28 protein-coding genes and 2 other annotated features are annotated in these 23,378 nt (G+C 33.6%); of the genes, 9 read left to right on the top strand and 19 right to left on the bottom strand.

All coding sequences use genetic code 11. The annotated features are described in order from the left end of the window. Nucleotides 1-57: 57 nt before the first annotated feature. The 3 genes from NX902_RS15235 to NX902_RS15245 all read right to left on the bottom strand — a co-directional run bounded on the left by NX902_RS15235 (nucleotide 58) and on the right by NX902_RS15245 (nucleotide 3,678). A complete protein-coding gene (locus NX902_RS15235; RefSeq protein WP_341160825.1) occupies nucleotides 58-2,457 on the bottom strand; it encodes an Ig-like domain-containing protein in 2,400 nt (799 codons plus the stop codon). A 308-nt stretch (nucleotides 2,458-2,765) separates the two neighbouring features. After that, on the bottom strand, nucleotides 2,766-3,095 hold the full coding sequence (locus NX902_RS15240; protein ID WP_095334228.1) for an HIT domain-containing protein: 330 nt from the start codon (nucleotides 3,093-3,095) through the stop codon (nucleotides 2,766-2,768). A 31-nt stretch (nucleotides 3,096-3,126) separates the two neighbouring features. Then, nucleotides 3,127-3,678 (bottom strand): short-chain dehydrogenase, encoded by a 552-nt coding sequence (locus tag NX902_RS15245; RefSeq protein WP_095334207.1) that lies wholly within the window; start codon nucleotides 3,676-3,678, stop codon nucleotides 3,127-3,129. 186 nt (nucleotides 3,679-3,864) lie between these two features. Here NX902_RS15245 and NX902_RS15250 point away from each other — a divergent pair, with 186 nt between their 5' ends. The 3 genes from NX902_RS15250 (at nucleotide 3,865) to NX902_RS15260 (ending at nucleotide 5,537) form a co-directional block, all read left to right on the top strand. Continuing rightward, nucleotides 3,865-4,752 (top strand): ribokinase, encoded by an 888-nt coding sequence (locus NX902_RS15250; protein ID WP_249878277.1) that lies wholly within the window; start codon nucleotides 3,865-3,867, stop codon nucleotides 4,750-4,752. Nucleotides 4,753-4,893: 141 nt separating this feature from the next. Further along, nucleotides 4,894-5,100, top strand: a complete 207-nt coding sequence (locus NX902_RS15255; protein WP_047941067.1) for a helix-turn-helix transcriptional regulator — start codon at nucleotides 4,894-4,896, stop codon at nucleotides 5,098-5,100. Further along, nucleotides 5,097-5,537, top strand: a complete 441-nt coding sequence (locus NX902_RS15260) for a hypothetical protein (RefSeq protein ID WP_095334210.1) — start codon at nucleotides 5,097-5,099, stop codon at nucleotides 5,535-5,537. The genes NX902_RS15255 and NX902_RS15260 overlap by 4 nt, the downstream gene beginning before the upstream one ends. A gap of 673 nt (nucleotides 5,538-6,210) precedes the next feature. Here NX902_RS15260 and NX902_RS25835 read toward each other — a convergent pair. Next, a complete protein-coding gene (locus NX902_RS25835; protein ID WP_445668890.1) occupies nucleotides 6,211-6,459 on the bottom strand; it encodes a hypothetical protein in 249 nt (82 codons plus the stop codon). Nucleotides 6,460-6,468: 9 nt separating this feature from the next. Further along, nucleotides 6,469-6,981, bottom strand: coding sequence for a DUF402 domain-containing protein (locus NX902_RS15270; RefSeq protein WP_235850364.1), 513 nt, complete (start codon nucleotides 6,979-6,981; stop codon nucleotides 6,469-6,471). 193 nt (nucleotides 6,982-7,174) lie between these two features. On the opposite strand from NX902_RS15270, the gene NX902_RS15275 reads away from it, so the two are divergent. Then, a complete protein-coding gene (locus NX902_RS15275) occupies nucleotides 7,175-7,375 on the top strand; it encodes a hypothetical protein (RefSeq protein WP_341160826.1) in 201 nt (66 codons plus the stop codon). A 153-nt stretch (nucleotides 7,376-7,528) separates the two neighbouring features. Here NX902_RS15275 and NX902_RS15280 read toward each other — a convergent pair whose 3' ends face one another. Both NX902_RS15280 and NX902_RS15285 read right to left on the bottom strand, forming a co-directional pair. Further along, nucleotides 7,529-7,777 carry a YqkE family protein gene (locus tag NX902_RS15280; RefSeq protein ID WP_095334217.1) on the bottom strand — a complete coding sequence of 83 codons (249 nt, stop codon included), beginning with the start codon at nucleotides 7,775-7,777 and terminating at the stop codon, nucleotides 7,529-7,531. Between the two features lie 25 nt (nucleotides 7,778-7,802). Then, a complete protein-coding gene (locus NX902_RS15285) occupies nucleotides 7,803-8,252 on the bottom strand; it encodes an OsmC family protein (RefSeq protein ID WP_341160827.1) in 450 nt (149 codons plus the stop codon). Nucleotides 8,253-8,376: 124 nt separating this feature from the next. Here NX902_RS15285 and NX902_RS15290 point away from each other — a divergent pair, with 124 nt between their 5' ends. The 3 genes from NX902_RS15290 to NX902_RS15300 all read left to right on the top strand — a co-directional run bounded on the left by NX902_RS15290 (nucleotide 8,377) and on the right by NX902_RS15300 (nucleotide 11,430). Then, nucleotides 8,377-8,508, top strand: coding sequence for a hypothetical protein (locus NX902_RS15290; protein WP_268877143.1), 132 nt, complete (start codon nucleotides 8,377-8,379; stop codon nucleotides 8,506-8,508). Nucleotides 8,509-8,732: 224 nt separating this feature from the next. After that, a complete protein-coding gene (locus tag NX902_RS15295; RefSeq protein ID WP_095334219.1) occupies nucleotides 8,733-9,641 on the top strand; it encodes an alpha/beta hydrolase in 909 nt (302 codons plus the stop codon). A 245-nt stretch (nucleotides 9,642-9,886) separates the two neighbouring features. After that, nucleotides 9,887-10,141 (top strand) — a binding site (T-box leader). A 68-nt stretch (nucleotides 10,142-10,209) separates the two neighbouring features. After that, complete coding sequence (locus NX902_RS15300) at nucleotides 10,210-11,430, top strand: MFS transporter (protein WP_418789675.1); 1,221 nt, start codon at nucleotides 10,210-10,212, stop codon at nucleotides 11,428-11,430. A gap of 153 nt (nucleotides 11,431-11,583) precedes the next feature. Here NX902_RS15300 and NX902_RS15305 read toward each other — a convergent pair whose 3' ends face one another. The 9 genes from NX902_RS15305 to msrA all read right to left on the bottom strand — a co-directional run bounded on the left by NX902_RS15305 (nucleotide 11,584) and on the right by msrA (nucleotide 18,623). Then, a complete protein-coding gene (locus NX902_RS15305) occupies nucleotides 11,584-12,054 on the bottom strand; it encodes an NUDIX hydrolase (RefSeq protein WP_336045513.1) in 471 nt (156 codons plus the stop codon). 217 nt (nucleotides 12,055-12,271) lie between these two features. Then, nucleotides 12,272-12,427 (bottom strand): hypothetical protein, encoded by a 156-nt coding sequence (locus NX902_RS15310; RefSeq protein WP_156485413.1) that lies wholly within the window; start codon nucleotides 12,425-12,427, stop codon nucleotides 12,272-12,274. 139 nt (nucleotides 12,428-12,566) lie between these two features. Then, on the bottom strand, nucleotides 12,567-13,244 hold the full coding sequence (locus NX902_RS15315) for a VOC family protein (RefSeq protein WP_336044380.1): 678 nt from the start codon (nucleotides 13,242-13,244) through the stop codon (nucleotides 12,567-12,569). 165 nt (nucleotides 13,245-13,409) lie between these two features. Then, nucleotides 13,410-13,553, bottom strand: coding sequence for a hypothetical protein (locus NX902_RS15320; protein WP_217989368.1), 144 nt, complete (start codon nucleotides 13,551-13,553; stop codon nucleotides 13,410-13,412). Nucleotides 13,554-13,611: 58 nt separating this feature from the next. Then, on the bottom strand, nucleotides 13,612-14,502 hold the full coding sequence (locus tag NX902_RS15325; protein ID WP_047941083.1) for a GNAT family N-acetyltransferase: 891 nt from the start codon (nucleotides 14,500-14,502) through the stop codon (nucleotides 13,612-13,614). Nucleotides 14,503-14,648: 146 nt separating this feature from the next. Continuing rightward, complete coding sequence (locus NX902_RS15330; protein WP_047941085.1) at nucleotides 14,649-14,927, bottom strand: CD3324 family protein; 279 nt, start codon at nucleotides 14,925-14,927, stop codon at nucleotides 14,649-14,651. A gap of 214 nt (nucleotides 14,928-15,141) precedes the next feature. Next, a complete protein-coding gene (locus NX902_RS15335) occupies nucleotides 15,142-15,798 on the bottom strand; it encodes a Type 1 glutamine amidotransferase-like domain-containing protein (protein ID WP_047941086.1) in 657 nt (218 codons plus the stop codon). A gap of 382 nt (nucleotides 15,799-16,180) precedes the next feature. Beyond that, on the bottom strand, nucleotides 16,181-17,893 hold the full coding sequence (locus NX902_RS15340) for a methyl-accepting chemotaxis protein (protein WP_047941088.1): 1,713 nt from the start codon (nucleotides 17,891-17,893) through the stop codon (nucleotides 16,181-16,183). Between the two features lie 217 nt (nucleotides 17,894-18,110). Continuing rightward, nucleotides 18,111-18,623, bottom strand: a complete 513-nt coding sequence (msrA, locus tag NX902_RS15345) for a peptide-methionine (S)-S-oxide reductase MsrA (protein ID WP_047941089.1) — start codon at nucleotides 18,621-18,623, stop codon at nucleotides 18,111-18,113. 157 nt (nucleotides 18,624-18,780) lie between these two features. Between msrA and NX902_RS15350 the strand changes: the two genes are divergently transcribed. After that, nucleotides 18,781-18,975 (top strand): YqzH family protein, encoded by a 195-nt coding sequence (locus NX902_RS15350; RefSeq protein ID WP_341160828.1) that lies wholly within the window; start codon nucleotides 18,781-18,783, stop codon nucleotides 18,973-18,975. A gap of 6 nt (nucleotides 18,976-18,981) precedes the next feature. On the opposite strand, the gene NX902_RS15355 is transcribed toward NX902_RS15350, so the two are convergent. Then, the gene (locus NX902_RS15355; RefSeq protein ID WP_047941092.1) at nucleotides 18,982-19,773 is read right to left on the bottom strand and encodes an SDR family NAD(P)-dependent oxidoreductase; all 792 of its coding nucleotides are present in this window, start codon (nucleotides 19,771-19,773) and stop codon (nucleotides 18,982-18,984) included. Between the two features lie 179 nt (nucleotides 19,774-19,952). Next, nucleotides 19,953-20,780, bottom strand: a complete 828-nt coding sequence (locus NX902_RS15360) for a DUF1835 domain-containing protein (protein ID WP_341160829.1) — start codon at nucleotides 20,778-20,780, stop codon at nucleotides 19,953-19,955. A 403-nt stretch (nucleotides 20,781-21,183) separates the two neighbouring features. Beyond that, nucleotides 21,184-21,407, top strand: a binding site (T-box leader). Between the two features lie 54 nt (nucleotides 21,408-21,461). Between NX902_RS15360 and proC the strand changes: the two genes are divergently transcribed. Beyond that, on the top strand, nucleotides 21,462-22,298 hold the full coding sequence (gene proC, locus NX902_RS15365) for a pyrroline-5-carboxylate reductase (RefSeq protein ID WP_163188613.1): 837 nt from the start codon (nucleotides 21,462-21,464) through the stop codon (nucleotides 22,296-22,298). Between the two features lie 53 nt (nucleotides 22,299-22,351). Here the strand turns inward: proC and rnz are convergent, their stop codons facing one another. After that, nucleotides 22,352-23,266 (bottom strand): ribonuclease Z, encoded by a 915-nt coding sequence (gene rnz, locus NX902_RS15370; RefSeq protein ID WP_123257893.1) that lies wholly within the window; start codon nucleotides 23,264-23,266, stop codon nucleotides 22,352-22,354. Nucleotides 23,267-23,378: the final 112 nt, after the last annotated feature.

The raw sequence follows: 23,378 nt of genomic DNA on the forward strand, positions 1-23,378 counted from the left end.
GAAAAAACTATAATAATAGGATATCGTCTTTCCTTACACAAACGATATCCTATTATTTTATTTCACTTTTATTTTTGTTGCTTGACTCTTATTCTTTGCCTTATCTTGTGCATATATCAATAAGCTTGTATTTTTCTTTTGTTTTTTGATTGTCATTTTAAAGGAACCTTTTGCATCAGCTGTTGTTTTTTGCACGAATTTCTTTCCATTATAAATAGTAATAGTTGCATTCGCTTCTGCTTTTCCAGCAATAAGTGTCGTCTTCGATGTTACATTTGTCGTAATCTTTGGCATTGCTGGAGGAGTCTTGTCGATAACTTTTATTGCTTTGGATGTACTATTCCCAGCTGCGTCTATTATCTTAATTACTAATTTGGTTCCTGCCTTTTGTTTTGAAATCTTTATTTGGAAACGACCATCTTTTTGTACGGTACTTTTTCCTAGTTCCTTTTTACCTGCCAGTACAACAACTTTTGCATTTACTTCTCCTTTTCCTGATACAGTTGTCGACTTATCTGTAACTTCCTTAATTTGAGGTTCGTTTGGAGGTGTTTTATCGATATTTTTTATGGTTATAGACTTAACCTGTTTATTTCCTCCCAAATCTACAACAGTAAAGGTATATGTTCCATTCTTTTTCACCATGTACTTTACGTTTTCATTATTCACTTTCTTCCCATCAGGTAGCTGGATATACCGAATTCCAAAATTATCCTTTGCGGTTATTTGGAGTTCTATATCTCGGTTTGTTGGTTTCTTAGTTTTTTGTGTAATAGTAATACTCGGCTTTATTGTATCTGTAACTTTTTGGCTAAACTCGCGTACAGAATCATAGAGATTCCTACTACCAGAACTTTTCGCATATACTTTAAATTGAAAAGTTCCAGTACCTGCTGGCTGCCATTCTAGCTTATTATTCCTACTATAACTTTGTAGTTTTTTCCAATTATTCCCGTCTTTTATATAAAACTCATATAGAGGATTGCTTCCTCCCGTAGTTCCTCCAATAAATGTATACATCTTGGGTGCTTGTGAACTATCTTTTTCCAGAAACACCTCTGACACTGGTTCAACAATCGTTCCAAATGTTATGACAATATCACGATCCAAGCTTTTGCCTGCATAACCGCTAATAGCATTTTTATTTATCGTTAATTTATATTTTTTTCCCTTTGTTAATAATTCTGGGAGTATATGCAAATAATTATCATCAGACTCTATTTGAATAGGAATCTTCTTATCCCCCTCCATAAGAGTTATTCCATTTCTATCCTTCCATCTAATCCCCTGATTAAAAAAGAATAAAAGTTCAGAATCGATTTCCAGATTACTATTATCTTGTCTTAAACTTGCCCACACGTCATTTTTAACATCATAAAACAATGAATCCGTTAATTCAAAGGAAGACGGCTCAGTGTTTTTCATATACTCTACATAGTTATTTCCGTTCTCATCTTCATAGATAGCAATTAATCCATTTTGATAAAAGAGAGAATGAACAAAATAATCTTCTTTTAATGAATAGTAATAATCGGCAGATCCATAGCCATAAACATCTATTCCCCCAAAACTACTAGCTATATAAGTTCTTCTTCCAGAATCATCAAAGGCAATGTCATTAAAAGTTTCATATTCATTATTTTCCTCATCATAGGCCATCCTAAATTCAAAATCGAAAGTCATATCCTCTTCTTGTACAGTTGATAAACGAAATACAACCCCATTCATATTGTACATATATTGTCCGTCTGGGCTTATAACCATTTCCGAGCTTAAATGATAGTCTCCGTGATATGGGGAGTCATAATGGTCTACAATCTTGCCATTATCAATTAGATAGGCATAGGCATCTATTGGACTTATTGCTGAGTCCAATGTATAAAGACGGTGTAACTTTTCATTGTAGGAAATACTAGATTCCATGTAAATGGATGTATTATCATCGCCAGCATTTTCTGCTACTTCTTTTTTCGTATTTAAGGAATAAACCTTAATAGTTTCCCATTGATTAGAACCAGGAGTTATATAAAGGTAGCCATTCTGATCTATCGCAATATCCCATGGATCTGTGGATATTGGAAAGGTATCTAATAAAGTAAAATTTCCGGCATCCACTTCTGCAATGGCTCCTTTTAAGCCCTTTTCCGTATAATACGAATGTTTCATTAAATGCTGAGTCACATAGACTTTATCTTTGTATACTTCCACTTTTTCTGCTGGGTATTTAAGATTTATCTTTTTTATTTCTCCCGTTAGATAATTTACTCTCTGCAAAAGAGGCTTACCTATTTCTACCATATAAATATATGGGCGATTTGGATCAATCACTGCATCATCTGCTTGGAAATTAATCGATATCGCATTTGATGCTGCCTTTATTTTGCTGTTAGAACCATAAGGAACAAATAATGATACCAGCAGTATAATAGCTATAAATAAACGCACTTTTTTTCGCAAAAAACTCTCCCCCTGTAAGTCTCTCTATAATCGTTGTTTAGTTTCATTAATTTTATACTTAATATAAAAGACAATTGACCTTCAAGCTTTCATTTATTTTTAAATCCTTTTTTGCTGATTTTAAACGACAATAATTCTCCTTTCTTCTTTTTTATCGGTAATCTTCTTCCGTATTTTTATCTTTTTCCCGTCCACAACATTTTATATAAATAGTCATCTAAAAAGGGAATGCCTTCAGCATCCGTTTCAGAAATATTCAGTATTTAAAATGAATAATGATATTTTACTATTTTTTTAGATTCGACCATTTACCTTAGCGGTTTGCCGTGAACAATATGCCAATGAAGATGTTTGGAGTCTTGATACTTGCCAAGATTGGTGATAACTCTGCATGCACCATATTCCTTGGTTACACTAGCAGCTACTTGCTTTACAACGCCCAAAAGCTCCAATAGTAAATGATTATCTCCTTCTTCTAATGTAATAAGAGAAGCGATGTGTTTTTTCGGAATTGCTACTATATGAACTGGATAAAAGGGTTTTGTATGATAATACGCTAACACATTTTCTGTTTCCATCACTTTTCTAACCTTTGTTTTTCCACTAAGAACTTCATCACAATAAAAATCTTCTGTCATCTTTTTTCCTCCATTCCTTTTTAAACATTGTCTATGGTCTCTTCTCCCATGGTTCCACTACGCCTACTATTTTTCTCTGCCAATTATTTTGTATCGCATCGATCACCCCAGCAGAAATCTCTTTATGTGTAAGCCATCTGGAAGCGCTATTCTCCACAATAAATCCTAATTGAATCTGATGATAGCTGCAATTAGGGGGAATCGTTAGTTCCTTCTTTATTTTGGACAAATCCGAACTGCTCCCAGTAATGTGAAACAAACGCCATTTCTGTCCGCTTTCGGAAAGTTCGTCCTTCACTATATTCAAAGCATTTTTTCCTATCGAATGAACCCATGCTACAACCAAATCAATTGGTCCATTCTGTTGTATAGTCCATTCTAATTTCTCCCTAAACGCAGTGTGATTTGTATAATCAACCAGTAAGGGGGTTATTTTCGTTTTATCGTCCAGGATATCTATTAAACTATTTATTGGGGCAGCTTTTCTGCCAACAATAGATAATCTGCAATCCTCTTGCTCAGCCAGCCATCCAGACACATCAAAAAGCATTCCTGTGCCTCCAATAATTAAGGCATGCTTCATATTATTACTCCTCCTTTTAAATCAGCCTTTACCCAATCATTTATCATTTCTTGCTTACTACCCAAAACGCTCCTAAAATTTCCTAATAATTCCTCTTATCTTATTACTTTAACAAACTTAACCCGTTTATTTAAAGTAGAATCAGTGATATTCTATAAATAAGTTAAAAACTATGGGGTGAAAGACTTGAAGATTTTGAACTTTGGTTCTTTAAATATTGATAAAGTATATTCGGTTCCTCACTTTGTTTCTGCTGGCGAAACTTTATCTTCTACGAATTATGATGAATTTCCAGGCGGAAAAGGATTAAATCAATCAATTGCACTTGCTAAAGCTGGAGCACAAGTATACCACGGAGGAAATATTGGAAAAGACGGCTTATTTTTAAAAGAAGTATTAGCGGAAGCAAATGTAAATGTTGATTGGATTGATGAGAATGGGAACACAACTGGCCACGCCATTATTCAAGTCTCTGCTAGTGGAGAAAACTGTATTCTTTTATTAGGCGGAGCAAATAAAGAAATAACGATCGATCATATTAACCAAGTTTTAGCGAATTTTTCCCAGAACGATTTACTGTTAGTGCAAAATGAAATAAACGATTTAGCATACATAGTGGAAACTGCGCACAAAAGAGGATTAAAAATTGCCCTTAATCCATCACCTATCGATGAGACAATTACCACCCTAGATTTTTCAAAAATTGATTACTTAATATTAAATGAAATAGAAGCAAAAGCCATTACGAACGAACATACAAATGACAAGATTTTCCAAAAACTTTTATCCTTAAACAAGCAGCTAAAAATCGTCTTAACATTGGGCAAAGAAGGCGTAATTTATAAAGATAGTGTCGAAGAACATAGACAAGCCGCTTTTAAAGTAGATGCAGTTGATACAACCGCTGCTGGCGATACCTTTTTAGGATACTTTTTAAGTCAAATTTCCCAGCAGGAGGAAATAAAAAGTGCCTTGCAAATGGCTGCAAAAGCTGCTGCCATTGCTGTAACACGGAAAGGGGCCTCCTCTTCTATTCCAAGTTCGCAAGAAGTAATGGCGTTCACTAAAAAATAGATGATTAAAAAGAGAGAATTTAAGTAGTGATTCTCTCTTTTTTATGGATCAATAACCACCAAACGGAATATATATGTTGCATTAAGTAATATATATTGGTTATAATGTAATATATACATTCCATCAATAAGGAGGATTGCCTTGAAGAACCATATTAAAATTGCAAGAATTCAAGCAGATTTAACCCAGCAGCAATTAGCGGATAAGATTGGCGTTACTCGTCAAACAATCAGTCTTATTGAAAAAGGAAAATACAATCCTACTTTAAAACTTTGTCTTGAGCTCTGTTATTCCCTCAACAGAACATTAGATGAATTATTTTGGGTAGACAAGGAGGAAGAAAAATGAAAAAAATAAAAGATGAACGTCTAATTATGAAAAACTTACAAAATATTAAAGTAGCCTATATCATTCAAACGCTTGGAATTATTGGCATATTAGCTTATGACCTTATTACAAAGGGCTTAGCTGGAATGAGAGACAATCCGTTATGGTATGTATTTATTATTACTAGCATCATTTCAGCTTATCTATCAATGAATATAAGCGTCGATCATGAAAACAGCAAAAAGGACCCTAAAAAGGGGCTATCTCTTTCTATTACTATTGTCACTCTGCTTTCCGTGCTTATTGGAATTCTGATAATCCTCTCTGATAGAGAGCGTATCGTAAATGGTGTTCTTATTGGCGGAATAGTATTTATATGCGGGATCATACCTGTACTTTATACTTATTATTTACGGAATAAAAAAGGAAGAGATTTGGATGATGAGGATGAAGTTTAACTCTCTTACTGACATTTATTTTAGCCTGCTGGATTAATCTACCACTTTCGCTTATAATTATTGTAGTGTAATGCTAGAATCATAGTATTAATAAAAGTTAGAAAAAGGTGTAATATGAATAATTTTTTTAGCAGGCTAACCCTTTTTTTATATATTATTTTTTTCCTCCTAACTGGAATAGCTTTTTATTTTATCTATAAAGATTTTACTACCACTTTTCCCTTTTATTTTATCATTGGATATATCATATTCCTATTTTGTTTTATATTTTACTTACTATGGATGGCAGTATTCACGTGGAAGAAAAACTTTAGCTGGTCTTTATTGGCAAAGAAGGTATCGCAATGTATTTGCTTTTTTCTCTTATTCAGCTTAGTTAATTATCTATTTTCTTATTTTTTTCATCCGAATCAGAAGACTTTTGCATTTTCTTTTACCTCTCTTGGCTTAGCAATAGGTCTTACGTTTCTGGATATTCCTTATTTTCAAAGTAAAAGTAAAAAATAAAGCGACAAAATTACATGATTTACTATGGCTTAAATCCCATAGTGAATCATGTATTTTTCTGCTTCCTGCGCTGCTGTTATTTTTCGAGCTAGATCGATAAGCTCCCCTGATTTTTTATCCGCAACAATATCTAAAAATATTGGTAATGATTCAGGAGGTATAAGTGTTATTCCGTAATAGCCAAACCATTAGCCGGTCGTTCATATGTATGGAAATATGTTTTCATCATTGCTAATGGTTTTATCAACTCTTGTATAAAATGATCATTTACAGGTATACAATCATAAAGATCAGGGGTGTAATGATTATATACATGCCGTTTATTGAAATTTTGAATGATCCCAAATTCGTGGGTAATAGCCAAGCTTTTCACCTTTTCAAATAAATTCCGCCAATTTAAGCTAAATAAGTACATAGCTCCATTTTATGAGCGAAAAAAATCTGCTGTTTCTCTAGAAACCTCTGTAAGAATACCATCTTTCCGCTTTAACAATTGTTGTAATGCTTTTTGAACAAACCCTTTTTCAAACGTTTCAATGGGCTGAGGTAATTCTTCTTGATCCAAAATATAATACATTTGATTAGGTTTAATGACAATATCAATAATTAAATCTTCATAGATAACCATATCATTTTGAAACCAATTTTTTCTCACAATATTGAAATACGCTCCTAAATATTTTCCAGTTGTATCTCGCCAAAAATATAAATTATATGGCTGATCCAACCAATAATAAGCAAACGTATAGGTCCCTTTCGGAATAACTAGTTTTTGTTTGCCTTTCCTCATTTCAAATGACTTTTCCACTTGATGCAAGAGGGTGATTTTCCTTTTATCCGATTGAAGAAGTTTGCATTGATATTCTTCTATAGTAGAATCATAGCGAATTTTCCGTTCGACTATGTTTTCTCTACCCTTTAATTGCAAGTTTACCACTCTACCATCTCCAAATTCGATTCAACTTAACTCTTTTTCCCCTATATTATAGGCAAAACAAACATTTATCCAGATCAAATCCACAGAATATTCAGCACAAAATATTCTTATCTTGATACATTCTCACTAAATGGCTTTGTAAACATGCTAAAATAAGAATCACAAATTAATTAAAAACGAAGGAGGAGAGAAAATGTATGTAAAAGTATATGAATATCATATACCAACCGATAAAATCAAAGAATATTTCTATATTCAAGAGAAAGCAAGCAACATCTATCGCAAGTATATCAATTCAACAACAACCTATTTACAAAGTAATGATGATCCGACAAAATGGCTGGAAATACGACCTATCAGACTGAACAAGACTATCATGCCAATATTGCTTTAATCAATGAACAAACGGAAATTGTTGCGTTATTTCAAGAATTCCAAGCTTTGCTTCCCCTAGAAAATAGTCAAATAAAAGAAGAAAATTTCACCCAAATAACAGAAATAAAGTAATTATTAAAAAAAGGATACCTTTATCGATATCCTTTTCTTCTTACTTAAAATCCTTCCAATTCATTGCATTTTCATTTAACAGTTCTTCAAAACTTTTATTTTTTTCTCTTTGTCGACGTTCTTCTCTTTTTCTTTCTTCTTCTGCTTTTTGCTTGGCCTCTTCTTGTTGTTTTAGTTCTTGCTTTTTATTTTTCAGTTGATCTGCTAACTGTTCATTTAGAAGATCCCCTAATGTAACAGGCTTATCCTCCTGTTTTGTTTTTGGTACATGTCTCCGCTGCTTTGCCATCTGAATCCCCCTCCTTCTTTGGATTTTACAGTGCAAGTTCTATTGTTTCTTCTAATTCGACTTCTACATTCCCTTTAATTGCCCTTGTAATCATGCAGCTTGCTTCCGCATTGTGCGCAAGTTTTGCCGCAAGCTTTATGTCTTTTTCAGCAGCGTCTTTTTTGAGCACAATCTTCGGGCGATGAATAATTTTCTGGTAAGTAAATATACCGTTTGTGACATCAACTACTGCTTCTGATTCTAATGTTAAACTTTCCTTCTCAAGTCTACTTCTTTCCATCATTGCAGCAAGGGTAATAATAAAGCAAGTTGCTGCTGCTCCGAGAAGCATTTCATCTGGATTAGTACCGACACCAGGTCCTTCCATTTCTTTTGGAATCGATATTTTTGTTTTTAAATTGCCACTTTCGATTGTCCCAATATCATTTCGATATCCTGGCCAATCAGCTTTTAAATAAAAATGATGTTCTGCCATAATTCACCCTTCTTTTTACTATGCTGTATGTATAATAACATATTTTTTTACTCAAGTTATATTAGAGAATTGGATACTAAGACGATTGCTAGTATCATCACTTCTACACAAGGAGGAAAGAATGATGACTCAGAAACGTGACAAAGGCTACAGTCAAGCTGGTAAGCCTAATGCAGATACTGTCAAACAAACAATTGCGGCAGAAGAATTAGAAAAGGCCATTCATCCAACAAACAGACAAAATTCTAAACAATAATCTATTCTTCACCACACCTTCTATGAAGGTGTGGCTTCTTCTCTCTCATCTGCCTTTATTTGTAACCATTTATTTCATTTCGCATAAAATTTTTTATCATACCATGCATCTGTATACGTCTAATTTTTAATAATTAAAGAAGTTGTCCATTTTGTTTCTTTCTAAAGAAATGATACACTCAAATTAGTTTCTGCTAAATTTTTCAACTTACTGGAGGAATCGGTTTGAGAAAGCTGTTTCGTTATTTATTTTCTGTGTTATTATTTATTACTTCCATTGGTTTATACTGTTCCAATCGATTAATGTATATGAAGAAAAAAGACAATGATTTTATTGTAAATAGAGAAAAAGAAGCTGGTAGATTAGACCCTGTTTCTTATGAAAATTTAACTAAACAAGAAATTACCATTCCATCTCCTTATGGTTATGATTTAAAAGCAATCCTAGTAGAGCCTTTTGATACGAAGAAATATATCATTATTTCCCATGGAGTCACGGAAAATAAAACGAGTTCGATTAAGTATATGAACCTATTTTTAGAAAGAGGCTTCAACGGTATTATTTATGATCATCGCAGACATGGAGAATCGGGCGGGAAAAATACAAGCTTTGGCTATTACGAAAAATTCGACTTAAAGCAAATTGTCGATTGGCTTAAACGAGAAAAAGGAAAAGATATACTCTTGGGGATACATGGGGAATCGATGGGTGCAGCAACAATGATTCTTTATGCTGGAGGAATCGAGGATGGAGCCGATTTCTATATTGCAGATTGTCCTTTTTCCGATTTCAAGGAGCTGTTAAATTATGTCATCAAACAGGAAATAAAACTGCCTGGAAAAGTCTTTATTCCTATCGCTAATTTATTCTTACGTGCCAGAGCTCGCTATTCGATTAAAGATATTTCCCCTATCTCTGTCATTGATAAAATAAAAAGTCCGATGTTATTTATCCATAGCAAGAAAGATGATTTTATCTTGCCAGAAATGACACAAAAACTTTTCGATAAAAAAAAGGGGCCGAAAAAATTATTTTTCGCTGTTAATGGTACACATGCTCAAAGCTATAATGAAAACAAAGAGGCTTATGAAAAAGCCGTCGATGACTTTTTAAAGGAATATGTGCAAAGTTAAAATTTAAGGCTTAACAACATTAATTCTACTAAATAATAATGTATTCAGATTAAGCCATCGAAACGATGGCTTTTCTTATAATTCTTTATTATAAGATCGCCTTCTTGAAAAGCTCATCTTGCCCCTTCGTAAAAGAGAAACTATACACATTCATTATAATAATTATTATTTCATTATTTTTAAAAATTTCTTTACATCCCCTAGAAGGTTTGATATGGTAAATAACATTAAAATGCCATAAACAAATACATGCGATGAAGAGAAGAGTACAATCATGCAATTCTTCAAAGAGAGCTCCAGTTGGTGGAAAGGAGTAGGATAATGGTTGGAAGCAAGCCTCTGATCGGCACATCGGATCCATATAGGTGATGGTGTGACAGGTGCTCCTGTTATCGAGCTAGGGTATACGTATGGACTTCATACCGTACCTACAAAGGATAATATGGTAACATATTGTCAAACTGGGGTGGCACCACGGCGCGCAGCAACTCGTCCTCAAGACTAAAATCTTGGGGGTGAGTTTTTTTATTATCCAATTTTACATTTTTAAGGAGGAAATAAATTGCGTATAAACAAGTTAGTGAAGTCGTGGAAATACCCTTCTATCTTATTATCAAGCATTGGTGTTTCCAGTATTGGAGAATGGGTCTATTTTATAGCACTAAATTTAATCGTTCTTGATAGGATGGGAGTACTTGCTGTTTCGGGGTTGTATATACTTAGGGCTCTATCTGCATTTTTTACAAACTTTTGGTCCGGTAGTTTAATAGACCGATTGAATAAAAAACATCTGATGGTTCTGCTGAATATATTCCAAGCAGTTTTCATTGCCATATTGCCTTCCCTAGCATCTCTTTCTGCCATTTATACACTCGTTTTTTTTATTAATGTAGCTAGTTCCATGTATGAACAAACGTCAGTACCGTACATTACCAAGTTAATTCCTCCAGATCAAAGAAAAAGGTTTAATTCACTTCGAAGCTTAATTGATTCTGGAGCATTTGTGATAGGGCCTGCTATTGCGGGAATGCTATTTATGATTGGTTCACCTAATTTTGCCATCTATAGTAATGCAATAGCCCTTTTCATTTCAGCTCTTATCACACTTATTATGCCAAATATTGAAAGAAATGATTTTATTGAAACAGAAGATAAAAAAATTACTTTAAAGATTTTAAAACAAGATTGGAGATTAGTTGTAGATTTTAGCCGGAACCACCTGTATATTATCATTATTTATTTACTTTTTAGTACAGTAATGGTTTTGGCAACTGCAGTAGATTCACTGGAAGCAGCGTTTTCGAGAGAAGTGCTTCTATTGTCAGAGAGAGATTATGGATTTCTGGTGAGTATTGCTGGTGCGGGGATAATTGTTGGTGCACTAGTAAATATCATAATTGTTAAAAAGGTTGCTACCTCTTGGCTGATTGGTCTTGGATCCTTAATGGTATCAATCGGATATCTGATTTATGCATTTTCCGCTAATTTTTTGATAGCGGCAATTGGCTTTTTTATTCTTTCCTTTTCCATGGCTTTTCTTAACACTGGATTTAACACATTTTATCAAAAGAACGTTCCCATACATATAATGGGAAGGGTTGGTAGTGTGTACAGATGCATTGAAGCCTTTTTTATCATTATTTCGACCATACTTTTTGGGATAATGGCTGAAATGATTTCCATTAAGTCTGTTATCATATTAGGAAGCATCATTATGTTTGCAGTAACAATTATATTATTTATCTTTAATACACGGCCTTCGAAAGCAGCGTTTTATATGGAGGAATAATACTGAATACACATACTCATTAGTGCTTTTCCTATAATAAGACCTTGAAAGTTCATGAGAATATCCCAATTCTCATGAGCTTTTGTCAGCAATCTGAACATTTTTTATTGCCCGATAGGCTAATTTTATTAAAATACTTATACAATGTAGATATTATTTAAATACCGCTTTTCTATTGGAAAGCCAATCTTCTAAAGCATCCTCGTGTTGTTTGGTGAATAATTTCGGTACTTTGTCTCTTGGAAAGTATTTTAAATCTAAAGTCTCCGAACCATCTGCGATAAGTTCTCCATCAATGGGTTTGCATTGAAAAAAATGAGTGATAGTCTGAGCTGTATCTCCGTTCGGAAACTCACCAAAATATTTAGAGTAAACACCAATAAGGTATTCAACCTCAACATTTACTCCTGTCTCCTCAAGTATTTCTCGTTTAGCTGTTTCTTCTAGAGATTCTCCAAGTTCCATCGCACCACCTGGAAACCCCCATTCATTTCTATCTCCTCGTTTTTGTAAAAGAATTTCATTCCGTTCGTTATAAACAATACCACCAGCAAAATTAAGGAATATTAAATCATGTCCCACTTTTCCTCGAATATAACGAATGTAGTCTTTATCTCTATCCATAAAATTTCTCAACCTCATTTTTGTTTGAAAAGAATAATTAATAAGGTTACATTTAAACCTAATTTCACTTAACTTTTCTAGAATATCAATCTATACTTATATTTGGCTGTGTTTAAGAACAGTTTGGATAGTTGAACTTTATATATTTGCAGATAAAAAATGGAAGCTATTCTTAATAGAATTTAGAGCCACAATATAGTGACTCTAAATTCTATATCTATTCTTTACAAAAATCTACAAACTTTTTTGCTTGTATTAAGGACATGCCTGTTTGTTCTCTCACAAACTTCACCGCCTTAATTTCACCGACGGACTTTATTTTTTCTTGTACTAAGGTAATCAGTTCCTCACTATATATTTTAGTATAATCCATTTTCTCCAACCTCCTCTAATCTATAATACCTTATACGAATAATTAACCTTTTAGTTTCAAATATAAATTTATACAATTTATATTTCTTCTTATATAAAACAACATTTAAATTTTAAAAAAATACAGCTGTTGAGTTTCATTATAGAACTTCTAAATTCCCTTCTACATCAACCACAATTGTGTGATGCTGCGAGGTGATAATTTCCAGAGGGAATACAGCTGAAATTTTATTAGAGAAGAACCATTCTCTTCCTGGTTTATTGAGGATTAAGAAGATGCCTTTTGATTTATCTCCCATAAAGTTGATGGATGTTAGATCTAAAGGTTTATTATCCCGTTCATTAATTCCCACTTCCATCAATCTTTTCCCTGCGGCTGCTACATCATTAACCGTTACCCCTATCTCACTGATGTTTATGACACTTTCAATAGAAAATGGAGCCTCATCTAGTTCAGAAATAGAGTGCCTTGATATAAACTCTACTATATTTCCAGAAGGATCATAAAAATAGAGAGAATGAGCATGGATATTGGAAAAATACACTTCATCTTCTCCCTCATCATTAATATTTAAGGCAACCCTTTCTTTTACCCACGACTTTGCTTCTGCAAATTTATTAGCAAAAATGTTAAAAGCAAAGTGGTAATATGGATTCCCCAATACATTTTCTGATGTAAATTTCAATTTGCTTGAACCAGCTTTAATGCAAAAGCTATGACTATCTTCCTTAATCAATGGAAATCCAAGAGTCTCTACATAAAAACTCTTCATTTTTTTGATATTATTCGTTTGCAGAGTTAACAGTTTTACTTCCATTATCTATATCCCCTCTTTCGTTAATATTTCTAATACTCCGTTAATTCTAATATATATCATCCTTAGTAGTCTAAAATATTGCTTGATGGAGTTACTTCCATTTCATTCACGAGAAATCTCCCTTTATTAAAGAATCACATCCATCCCGCTATTTGAGGATTGTTTTCAAGCATAGCCAAAACCTTTAGAGGAGATAATATCTGTATCTTTAATTATTACCACACTCCCTCTAACTCCCTTTTGATCATTTCTCATCCCATTGATATAATTTGTTACCCGTTTTAGTTTAATGTAAGTAGATTGTTCCATACTTCCCCAATTAGAATATTAATTTCTATCCTTCTCTTTATATATATTCTCTTACAATTTATGCGTGGGATGTCAAAGGAAATAAGAAATGGTTCGGTAGAGCTTTTAGTAATGGACGGACAAACAATGTATCATTACTCGCTGTTATAAATTTTGTATCGATATTTTTAATCTTGTCATTTGGTGTGAAATAGAAATGAATTCGTTTTATTTCATCGGAAATTAGATAATTTATAATGGTTTCCAATTCCACTTCTTTTCTACTGATGACATCATAAATATGAAGTTGCTCATCTTCCTTCTTAAAGAGAACGATTACGTCTTCCTCTTCGATATAAAAAATTGCGTCGTTAAATACTTGGAGAAAATAAAACATTAATAGTTGCTCGTTATTTTCGACAGCTAATTTGGTTGAAATAGATGTCCGTTTCTTTGCAAATTCCTTCATCAGTAGCAAATCACTTAGATTTTCTATATCTAATTGGCGTATGGTCTTGGTTGGCACCGTTTGTTTTTTTAAATCAGCTATACAAAGAGAAAAGCTGCTTTCTTGTACTTTTTCAAATCCAAACTTCGGATAAAAGTTCAAAACGGTTTCATTCGCAAATAAGTAGATAAAGTCTATTTCATTTTCATGCTTTTCAATGATATGGTTCAGCAATTTTTTAGAAAGACCTTGATTACGAAACTCAGGATGTGTCATTACTGTACCAACTTGAATAGCTTTATATTCAATCCCGTTACACACAACGGTCATTTTGTTGATAGAGGCATTTGCTATTACTTGTTCCCTATAGATAAACGAATAACATATATAGTTATCATTCCAGCAACCATTTTCATCCCATTTACTAAAGTCTATTCCAAATACCTTTTGAGCTAATTCATTAAAGCTTTCTTTATATGTTTCGATATGTTTATAGTCACTTATTAGTTGATATTTTGCCATCCTCCGCTTCCCCCCAATATAATCTAATAAAAGAATCTTAGCATTCTCATTAAATTATATTTTGCTAAATCTGTAAGATACACCTAATATTTAACTCATAAATAAAAATAAGCCAACGCGACACTTAAAAACGCATTGGCTTATTTTTAACTATTATTCTTTTTTTCTTTTAATACTATTCTTTGAATACTCTTGACAGATAAATAATACCTTGCACTTAATATATTCATATCAGTACCAGCTAGATAATCATTATATATATTCTTATTTCTTTCCTTCAATTCTTGCCTTGTACTTGTGTTAGTCCCCCAGCTTTTCTTATTACTTTCATTCCTTGGTATATAGATACATTCACCATCGATATATTTTTGAACCTCCTTCAACAGTTCAGAAGGTAAAAGTTCCATTGCGTTTTTATAGCTCATTTTGCACTCCTAATAATTTTTTTCGTTTTATTAGAAATAAACAAAAGCTACATTATGCATTTTACATAGCCTTTGCTATGCAGTAAAAATATACTTTCTCAACTCATATCCTCCCTTTCAGTAACGAACCCTCATTATTCTTAATTAAATCATACCATAATATAGGAAAATAAAAGAAGTTAACATAAGAATTTTCTGTATATTACTAAATAAATTAGAGTGTCTCCTTTAATTTATGAATCTTTGAGTGGGATATTAAATACACATCACCAAAAATGTCCACTTTATCTTCCTTTACTCGTACAACACAATCTTTATTCGATGCATAAATGTCTATTTCCTCTGATAAAGAAGATAGTTCCTTTTGAACCAATGCAAGGTTATTTTCTAGATCGAAATGAGACAGAACCGAAAAATTGCCAAGACTAATTCCATCATAAACAGTGCTTATTTCCACTTCATAGCCAAAGTGTTCAGAGCATAACCATTTTGCGGACATATTGATCGCACCAGCGCTTGCCCCCATTACAACAGCCTTGCTTTTTCGTATCAAATCCGACAGTTCATATTCCTTCAAAAAACTATTTAAATTAAGTGTATCTCCACCCAATAAGAATATAACTGAAGCATTTTCGATTAGAGCATGCGCATCTTTTTTCTGAACACTATAATTAATTAAATGATATGTATCAAACATAATGCCAGCCTGGTCAAGCCAAGATCGTTCTGTAGCCCCCTTCTCTTGAGCACAAAGAGGATTCGAGCTGATCATTACAAGCGATTTTCTATCAGTTATATCCTCCTGCAATATTCTTCCTAGCTTCTCTGGGAAAAAATTGTTAAACCAACCTAAATAATAGTGAGTTTTCATAGCTACCCCTCCTCAAATTTATTTTATCGTGACAAAAACTATCCAGCTTTCTCCAAATGTTACGACTTTCCTTCAAACTATGATTAATTTTACAATATATTAATTTAGAAGATACTGCCGAAAGGATAACGATCTTTAAATGCGCATAATACTTACTATACGATATTCCTTTGAACCCATAAAAAAGTTTTTGTTATAACCTCTTAGATCAAATTCTAAATCTATCATTCTTTCATTTCTTTTGAATAAAAACCCCAAACCCTTATACGAAATTTTGACTACCATTTCCGTATAAGGGTTTGGGGTTATATTTGTTGTATACTCTATTCGTATACTAAATGAAATGAACTGCCATACATTTTAAGCAATTCTCTATGAAATTTTATATTTTAAATTGCTTTATCTTATCTTGTAAATCAGAAGCTAATTGTGCTAATGATGTAGAAGAAGCTGCTATTTCTTGCATGGATGCAACCTGCTCTTCGGTTGCAGCAGATACGTTTTCTGTACTAGCTGCTGCTTCACTTGCCATTGAATTCACTTCCAAAATCGAACCATTAATCGTATTAGTATGTTCTTTTAATTGATCAAGCGATTGACTTACTTCCTCTACTAATATAACTAGTTCTTGCACAGATTGTTCGATTCTATGGAATGATTCTCCTGCATCCTGAACAATTGTTAATCCTGTATCTACATCATTTGCAGCAGTTGTCATCGATAAAGAAGTATTCTTAGAATCAATTTGTATTTGGCTGATAAGATTAGTAATTTGCTCAGCCGATCCTGCTGTTTGTTCCGCTAATTTCCTTACCTCATCCGCTACAACAGCAAAACCTTTTCCTTGTTCCCCAGCTCTTGCCGCTTCGATAGCTGCATTTAATGCTAGTAGATTGGTTTGGGAAGAAATGTCCGATATTACCATAGTAATATCTCCTATTTGATTTATTCTAGTTTCTAATGTAGCTATTGATTCAGCAAGTGTCACCACATTATTATTAATGGATTTCATTTGTGTCGTTACTTCTGAAATACGTTTTGCACCTTCAAGCGATACATCCGCTGTCTGCTCTGCTGTTTCAGCCACTTTTTTTGCACGCACTGTTATATGGCCAGTCGTTTCATTTACATTACGGATGCCAGCTGTACTTGATTCCATCAATCTCATTTGGGTTTCAGAACCTTCTGCAAGCTGCTGGATTGTTTCTGAAATATGTTCACTTGCTTTACTGCTTTCTTCTGAACTGGAGCTCAATTGTTCCGATGATGAAGCGAGATGATGGGACGTTTCTGATAACATTTCAATAAGCCCCTTCATTCCATCCGCCATCCTATTATAACTATCAGATAGAGAACCTACTTCATCCTTCGCCTGATAACTTGATCTTGCAGAGAAATCTCCTTGTCCTCCTCTTTCCATTAAAGCCTGTAGACGTTTAATTGGGTTGACAATCATTGCGGATATATAGAGACCTAATAATACAGCAAGTATTACAGCAACAAATATAACTCCCCAAGAAATATATAGCATTGTCTTATAATACTTGTTATTTTCATTTGATATCTGTTCTGCATTTTCCTCATTTGCTGTTTGGAGTTCATCCAATTGACTGTTAATAATATTTCTCTTCGATTCAAGGTTTTTCGTGTAAAGATTATAGGCTGAGTCATTAAAATTATTGTTTGCTAATGATATCACTTCATCTTGAATACTACTAAAGCCTGTATAGGCATCTTTAAAAATTTTATATTCATCCGCTTCTTTTTTGGAAAGCGAAATAGCATCTAACTTTTTGACATATTTATCCGATTCTTCCGAATTCCTTTTAATAGTCTCTAATAACTCTTCATTTCTCTTTTTATCCTCTGTTATCATTAGCTCTATAACTAAGCTGTCGTTTGTGCGGCGATAGTTTTGGATCTTTGCTATGTAAGTATTAGGTATTAAATTTTCTTCATACATTTCTTTAGAACTTTTCGCCATCTCCTTTATACCATATATTCCAAATAATCCGATCAGCACTAGTCCAATAGTACTAAACATAATGATAATCAATATTTTTTTAGAAATATTGATATTTTGTAAAAATTTCATTAAAGCTACCTCTTTTCATTGATCTAATCCTTATATCATATCGACATATATCGACGATACTTTAGCTTAAAAAACAAAAAACTTCGAAGGGCGAAACTGTTTAGGATTATTAGGAAAAAATATAGTACAATAGGCTTGAATAAAATACAAAAAAGCGAATTTTGCTACATCTATCATTAAAGATAGTTTTCCTAGCAAAATTCGCTTTTTTCTTTTTTTACCAGTGTTCTTTGATAAATACATCTCTTCCTGACTTTTCTCTATCCTCTTTATAATGCTGCTTATTCTTCTTATGGTAATCTTGATGATAGTCTTCTGCTGGATAGAAGATGGCAGCTGGTTCAATTAATGTAACAATTGGCTTTTTAAATTTTCCGCTTGCTGCCATAGCTTGTTTTGATTTCTCTGCAAGTTCTTTTTGCTTATCATTATGATAAAAAATCGCTGTTCGATACTGTGGCCCGCGATCATGGAATTGACCATCTGGATCTGTCGGATCAATTTGCTGCCAATATAACTCTAATAAACGTTCATAGGGAAAGATTTCAGGATCAAAAGTGATTTCCACTACTTCAAAATGTCCTGTCGTTCCTGTTTTCACCTGTTCATAAGTTGGGTTTTCTACATGCCCCCCGCTATAACCTGAAACAATGCCGCCAATACCTGGCTGTTCTTCAAATGGGGATACCATACACCAGAAACATCCACCTGCAAAAGTTGCTTTTTCCATTTATCTCATCTCCCTATAGGTTTGGCCTTATCGTTTATTTAATCAAAAATTAGTGATAATCCTTTTATTAGATAAAAATTAGTATATAATACTTTGAACAAAGATACTATTTTTTTATACTTAAAAGAAAAACTACTTATTAATAGGGAAAGATAAGATGAATACATTATTCATAAAAAAAATGATTCAGAAATCACTTAAACAATATCATATGGAACCCAATTCACTCCCTCTCCATGAATATGAACGATTAGCAGTCCACATCATCGCTTTAAAAAAACAACATCCTGCCCATGAACTTTATGATCTAGTTCAAGATGTTGTTTATAGTTACATTACGAATACACTTTAGCTAATTCTATTTTTTATTTAGAATCCCGCCAACGAGCTTATCTGCAATTCCCGGAAATAGATTATAAAGAACACTTCCCCAATTCATCCACAAAGGTAAATTTAACTCACGTTTTGGATGTAGCATTAATTTTATTATTTTTTCAGCGACTGTATCAGCTGAAAGCATAAATTTCTGCACATTCTTCACATAATTCCCCGTTTTGTCAGCTGTATGAAAAAAATTTGTCTCGATTGGTCCTGGATTTACAGCAGAGATTTTTATATTTGAATTGGCTACTTCCAGTCGGAGACTATTTGTAAATCCTAGAACAGCATGTTTACTCGCAGCATAGGCACTTGATTTGGCTGTAGCGAGTTTCCCTGCCTGGGAGGCGACATTAATGATATGCCCGCCATTATTTTGCAGCATCGAAGGCAATACCTCTTTGGTACAAGCGATAAGCCCCATTACATTTACTTGAAACATTCGATTAACGTCTTCCATCTTTGCTTCATGAACCATATCAAAGATGCCAAATCCTGCATTATTGAGCAAAATATCAATAAAATCAACCTCTTGATATATCTTAGCAAAGACTTCCTTTACTTGCTCCGGATTGCTTACATCTAAAGTAAAATAAATAGCTTGTCCGGGAAACTGATTATTTATTTTCTTGCAAATAGCAGCGAGCTTATCTTCTGAACGAGCAAGAAGGATGGGACGAGCCCCCAAACGAGCAGCTTTTATAGCAATTTTTTCTCCTATGCCAGATGATGCACCTGTAATTACAATGTTCTTTCCATTTAATCCCTTCATTATCCACCTCAAAAAGCACATGCATGATGTAAAAATGCCCATTTACTTATTTCCTAAATAATCATCATTATATTGATATATTATATCGATTAAAACCTACTTTTCTCTTTCTTAGCCTTAATAAAGACAAGATTCCTTTCTCATTTTCACATAGAAGGTTCAAAATAACAACATAGACTTCACTCTTCTTTTTGTAAACAAACAAAATAACGTCTCATATTCTTAGGAATTCCTTTCATCTTAAACACCCCTGAATAAACAAGGTGACGAATCCGATATTCAAGAAAATCGGGATCCATATAAAGATGCTCTTCCTCTATCGTTCTCCAAATAAGCTGACTAGTCTTGATATAATCTAATTTTTCCTTTTCACTCATTCGTTTCAGTACTTCTACAATCGTTTGATCAAAATAATCCAAATCCACCGATACAATCGCTTGGTTTTCCCATATCCTTAAAAGTTCATCAGCATTGGCTATCGATTGCCACTCAGTTGCTAATCCTTCTCTTTGATTAGTTGTTACCATATAGCTGCTATCAATATGGTCTAATATAGATTGTAATAATTCGTTTTTTATTTCTGCTGTATGAATCATTGACTTTTCATTTGGTGCAATTTTTTTAAGTACTTCTGCTGTATCGATAAGATAAAGAGGATTTGATCTTTTTTTAAATATAAACATGAAAAATCTTAATGCTAGCTGTTCTTCGATGTTATTCCCATACCATATATATACTTGTCTTTTATCATCAATGTCATCTAAACTATTCATTTTATTCTGTAGTGCAGTTATGTATGGATTTTTCTCCTCGAATTCTCGATTAATATTATCATAAATCCATTCAGACCGTTCCTTTTGACCATTATGTACATCCAGTTGACGTAATGGTCCAAACATAAAGGATCCATCTAAGCCGATCACTTCGACATTCTTTTGAAGATTAACAGCTAATCTACCTGCAATATATTGGGATGCGACAAGATGAATAGCTTTTTTATGTTTCACGGTCTTTTCTTCTGTTGTTTGTTATCGCTTTGTTGATGCACGTAACTATTTCGTTTAAACTTTCTTCATCCAAAAATAATCCAAGACCTTGCACTGCTTCACTATTTTCATGTTCAAAGCTTTGAAACTCTTGTCTATTTTTAATATTATAAAGAGGAGAATGCTTAGTTTTTTTTAGTCATCTAATGTAATGTATGTGTGTGACTCTAATTTGTAACAATAGATGAGATTATCATCTATCAAGAAATATAGATAAGAACCATTTATTCTATTCTCCATTGCGAATCCTTTTTTTGTAAAATTCTAAATTTAATTATACAATCAACGGACTAATTTTCCCACTATTCTATTTTTCTATTGACAGACAAGCCTTTTTTCTTGCATAATCAAATAAATTTATCATAGGAATGCGATGATTAAGATTAGTAAATGACAATGGCTTGCTAGAGAGTGAAGTTCTATGGCTGCAAAACTTCATCAAGATTCATTTCATTGAACCTACTTAGGAGTTGTTAGGCAAACCTAAACGTAAACCGTCGTTACCGGAAAAGAGTTGTATAATCACACACGTGTGCTGATTATAGTTAAACTAAGGTGGTACCGCGGAAAAAACCTTTCGTCCTTTCATTATGACGAGAGGTTTTCTTATTTCCATACAACGTTTTTATAGGAGGAATAAAAATGAAAAAAATTGCTATCATTGGTGCTGGTTCTATGAGCGAAGCGTTAATTTCGGGGATTGTTTCTAGTAAGTTGCAGGAGAGTACAGAAATTACCGTCACAAACCGCGGTAATACAGAAAGACTCATTGAATTACAGAATCGCTATGGTGTTAAATACTCTTTCGATTTAGAAAGATTAGTTGGAGAAGCTGATGCCATTATTCTCGCGATGAAACCGAAAGATGTAAAAGAAGCTACTGTACAATGGAAAAATTATATCACAAAAGAAACGCTGCTCATTTCCGTGCTTGCTGGCGTAAATATGGACAGTCTGCAACGGCTAATCGGACTGGAAGTTCCCATTGCACGTGCTATGCCCAATACTTCTGCAACAGTTGGAAAATCAGCAACAGGTATTGCCTTCAACTCCTTTGTAGAAGAAGCACAAAAAACATTCGTCCTGGACATGTTTGAAACAGTTGGATTAGTTACATTTGTTCAAGAAGAACAATTAGATGCCATAACCGGTCTTTCTGGAAGCGGTCCAGCTTATATCTATTATTTAGTGGAAGCGATGGAAAAAGGAGCTGTAAAAATCGGACTAAATCGGGAAGTAGCTAATGAGTTGATTGTACAAACAATCCTTGGTGCAGCGGAAATGATCGCATCGTCCTCCAAGAGTGCACTTGAGCTTCGCAAGAATGTAACTAGTCCTGGTGGCACAACAGAAGCAGGCATTAACATTCTTGAGCAATATGATGTACAGAAGGCCTTCATTTCGTGTATGGAAGAGGCAACAGCCCAATCCAAAAGGATGGGAAAAGCACTTACAGAAGAACTAAAACTGTCCAAATAACATTATTTAAATATAGAAAGGATGTTGCCGCTTTTTTGACAACATCCTTTTACTTATATCTCGTATTCTGAAAAATCTTCTGCTATATATGTATTGGGAAAGATAGTTCTTGCTTCCTGCAATAATTGTTCTGTTAATGCATAATCATATCTGGCACTAATATGTGTAAGAATGAGACAGTCTACATTTGCCTTTTTAGCTGTTTTGGCAGCTTGTGCCGTTGTAGAATGATAATATTCCGTTGCGATGGAACTTTCTTTTTCGGAGAAGGTTGCTTCATGAACCAATATTTTAGCCTCTTTCGCCAAAATCTCAGCAGAAGCACAGGTTCTTGTATCTCCTAAAATAGTGATAATTCTCCCTTTAATATTCGGGCCAAGAAAGGTTTGGCTACCTACAACCGTACCGTCATCAAGGACGAGGTCTTCCCCCTCTTTAATTTTTTTATAAATAGGGCCAGGCATTATTCCATATTGCTTTAATTTATCTGTATCTAATTTTCCAGGTCGGTCCTTTTCTATAATCCGATAGCCATAACTTGTAACACCATGCTCAAGTATTTTTGCTTCCACGATAAAATCTTGTTCTTCCAAAATAATGCCTTCATCGATTTCTACAATATTTAGCGCATACTTTAAAAAAGTTTTGCTGACAGCAAGGCTAACTTGTACATACTCCTTAATTCCTTTCGGCCCATATATCGTTAGTGGTGTCTCTCCCCCTTGGAAAGACCGACTGGCGAGAAAACCTGGTAAACCATATAGATGGTCTCCATGCAAATGGGTAATAAAAATTTTATCAATTCTTCTTGGTTTAATATTGGTATGTAAAATTTGATGCTGCGTTGCTTCGCCACAATCAAACAGCCAAATACTTCCCTTCTCTTCTAAAAGCTTTAAAGCAATCGCTGTAACATTTCTTGCTTTTGCTGGAATACCTGCCCCAGTTCCTAAAAATTGCAACTTCATAATAAGCTTACTAATCCCCTTTCGTTTTCTTTCTTGTCATGAATCCTTTGTATAAATAAAAGCGTATCATTAAATACTAAAATAGAATAGATGTATTAAGTATACTTTACAG

The organism is Niallia sp. FSL W8-0954 (assembly GCF_038005605.1).
In the GTDB taxonomy this organism is placed as follows: Bacteria; Bacillota; Bacilli; order Bacillales; family Cytobacillaceae; genus Niallia; species Niallia circulans_A.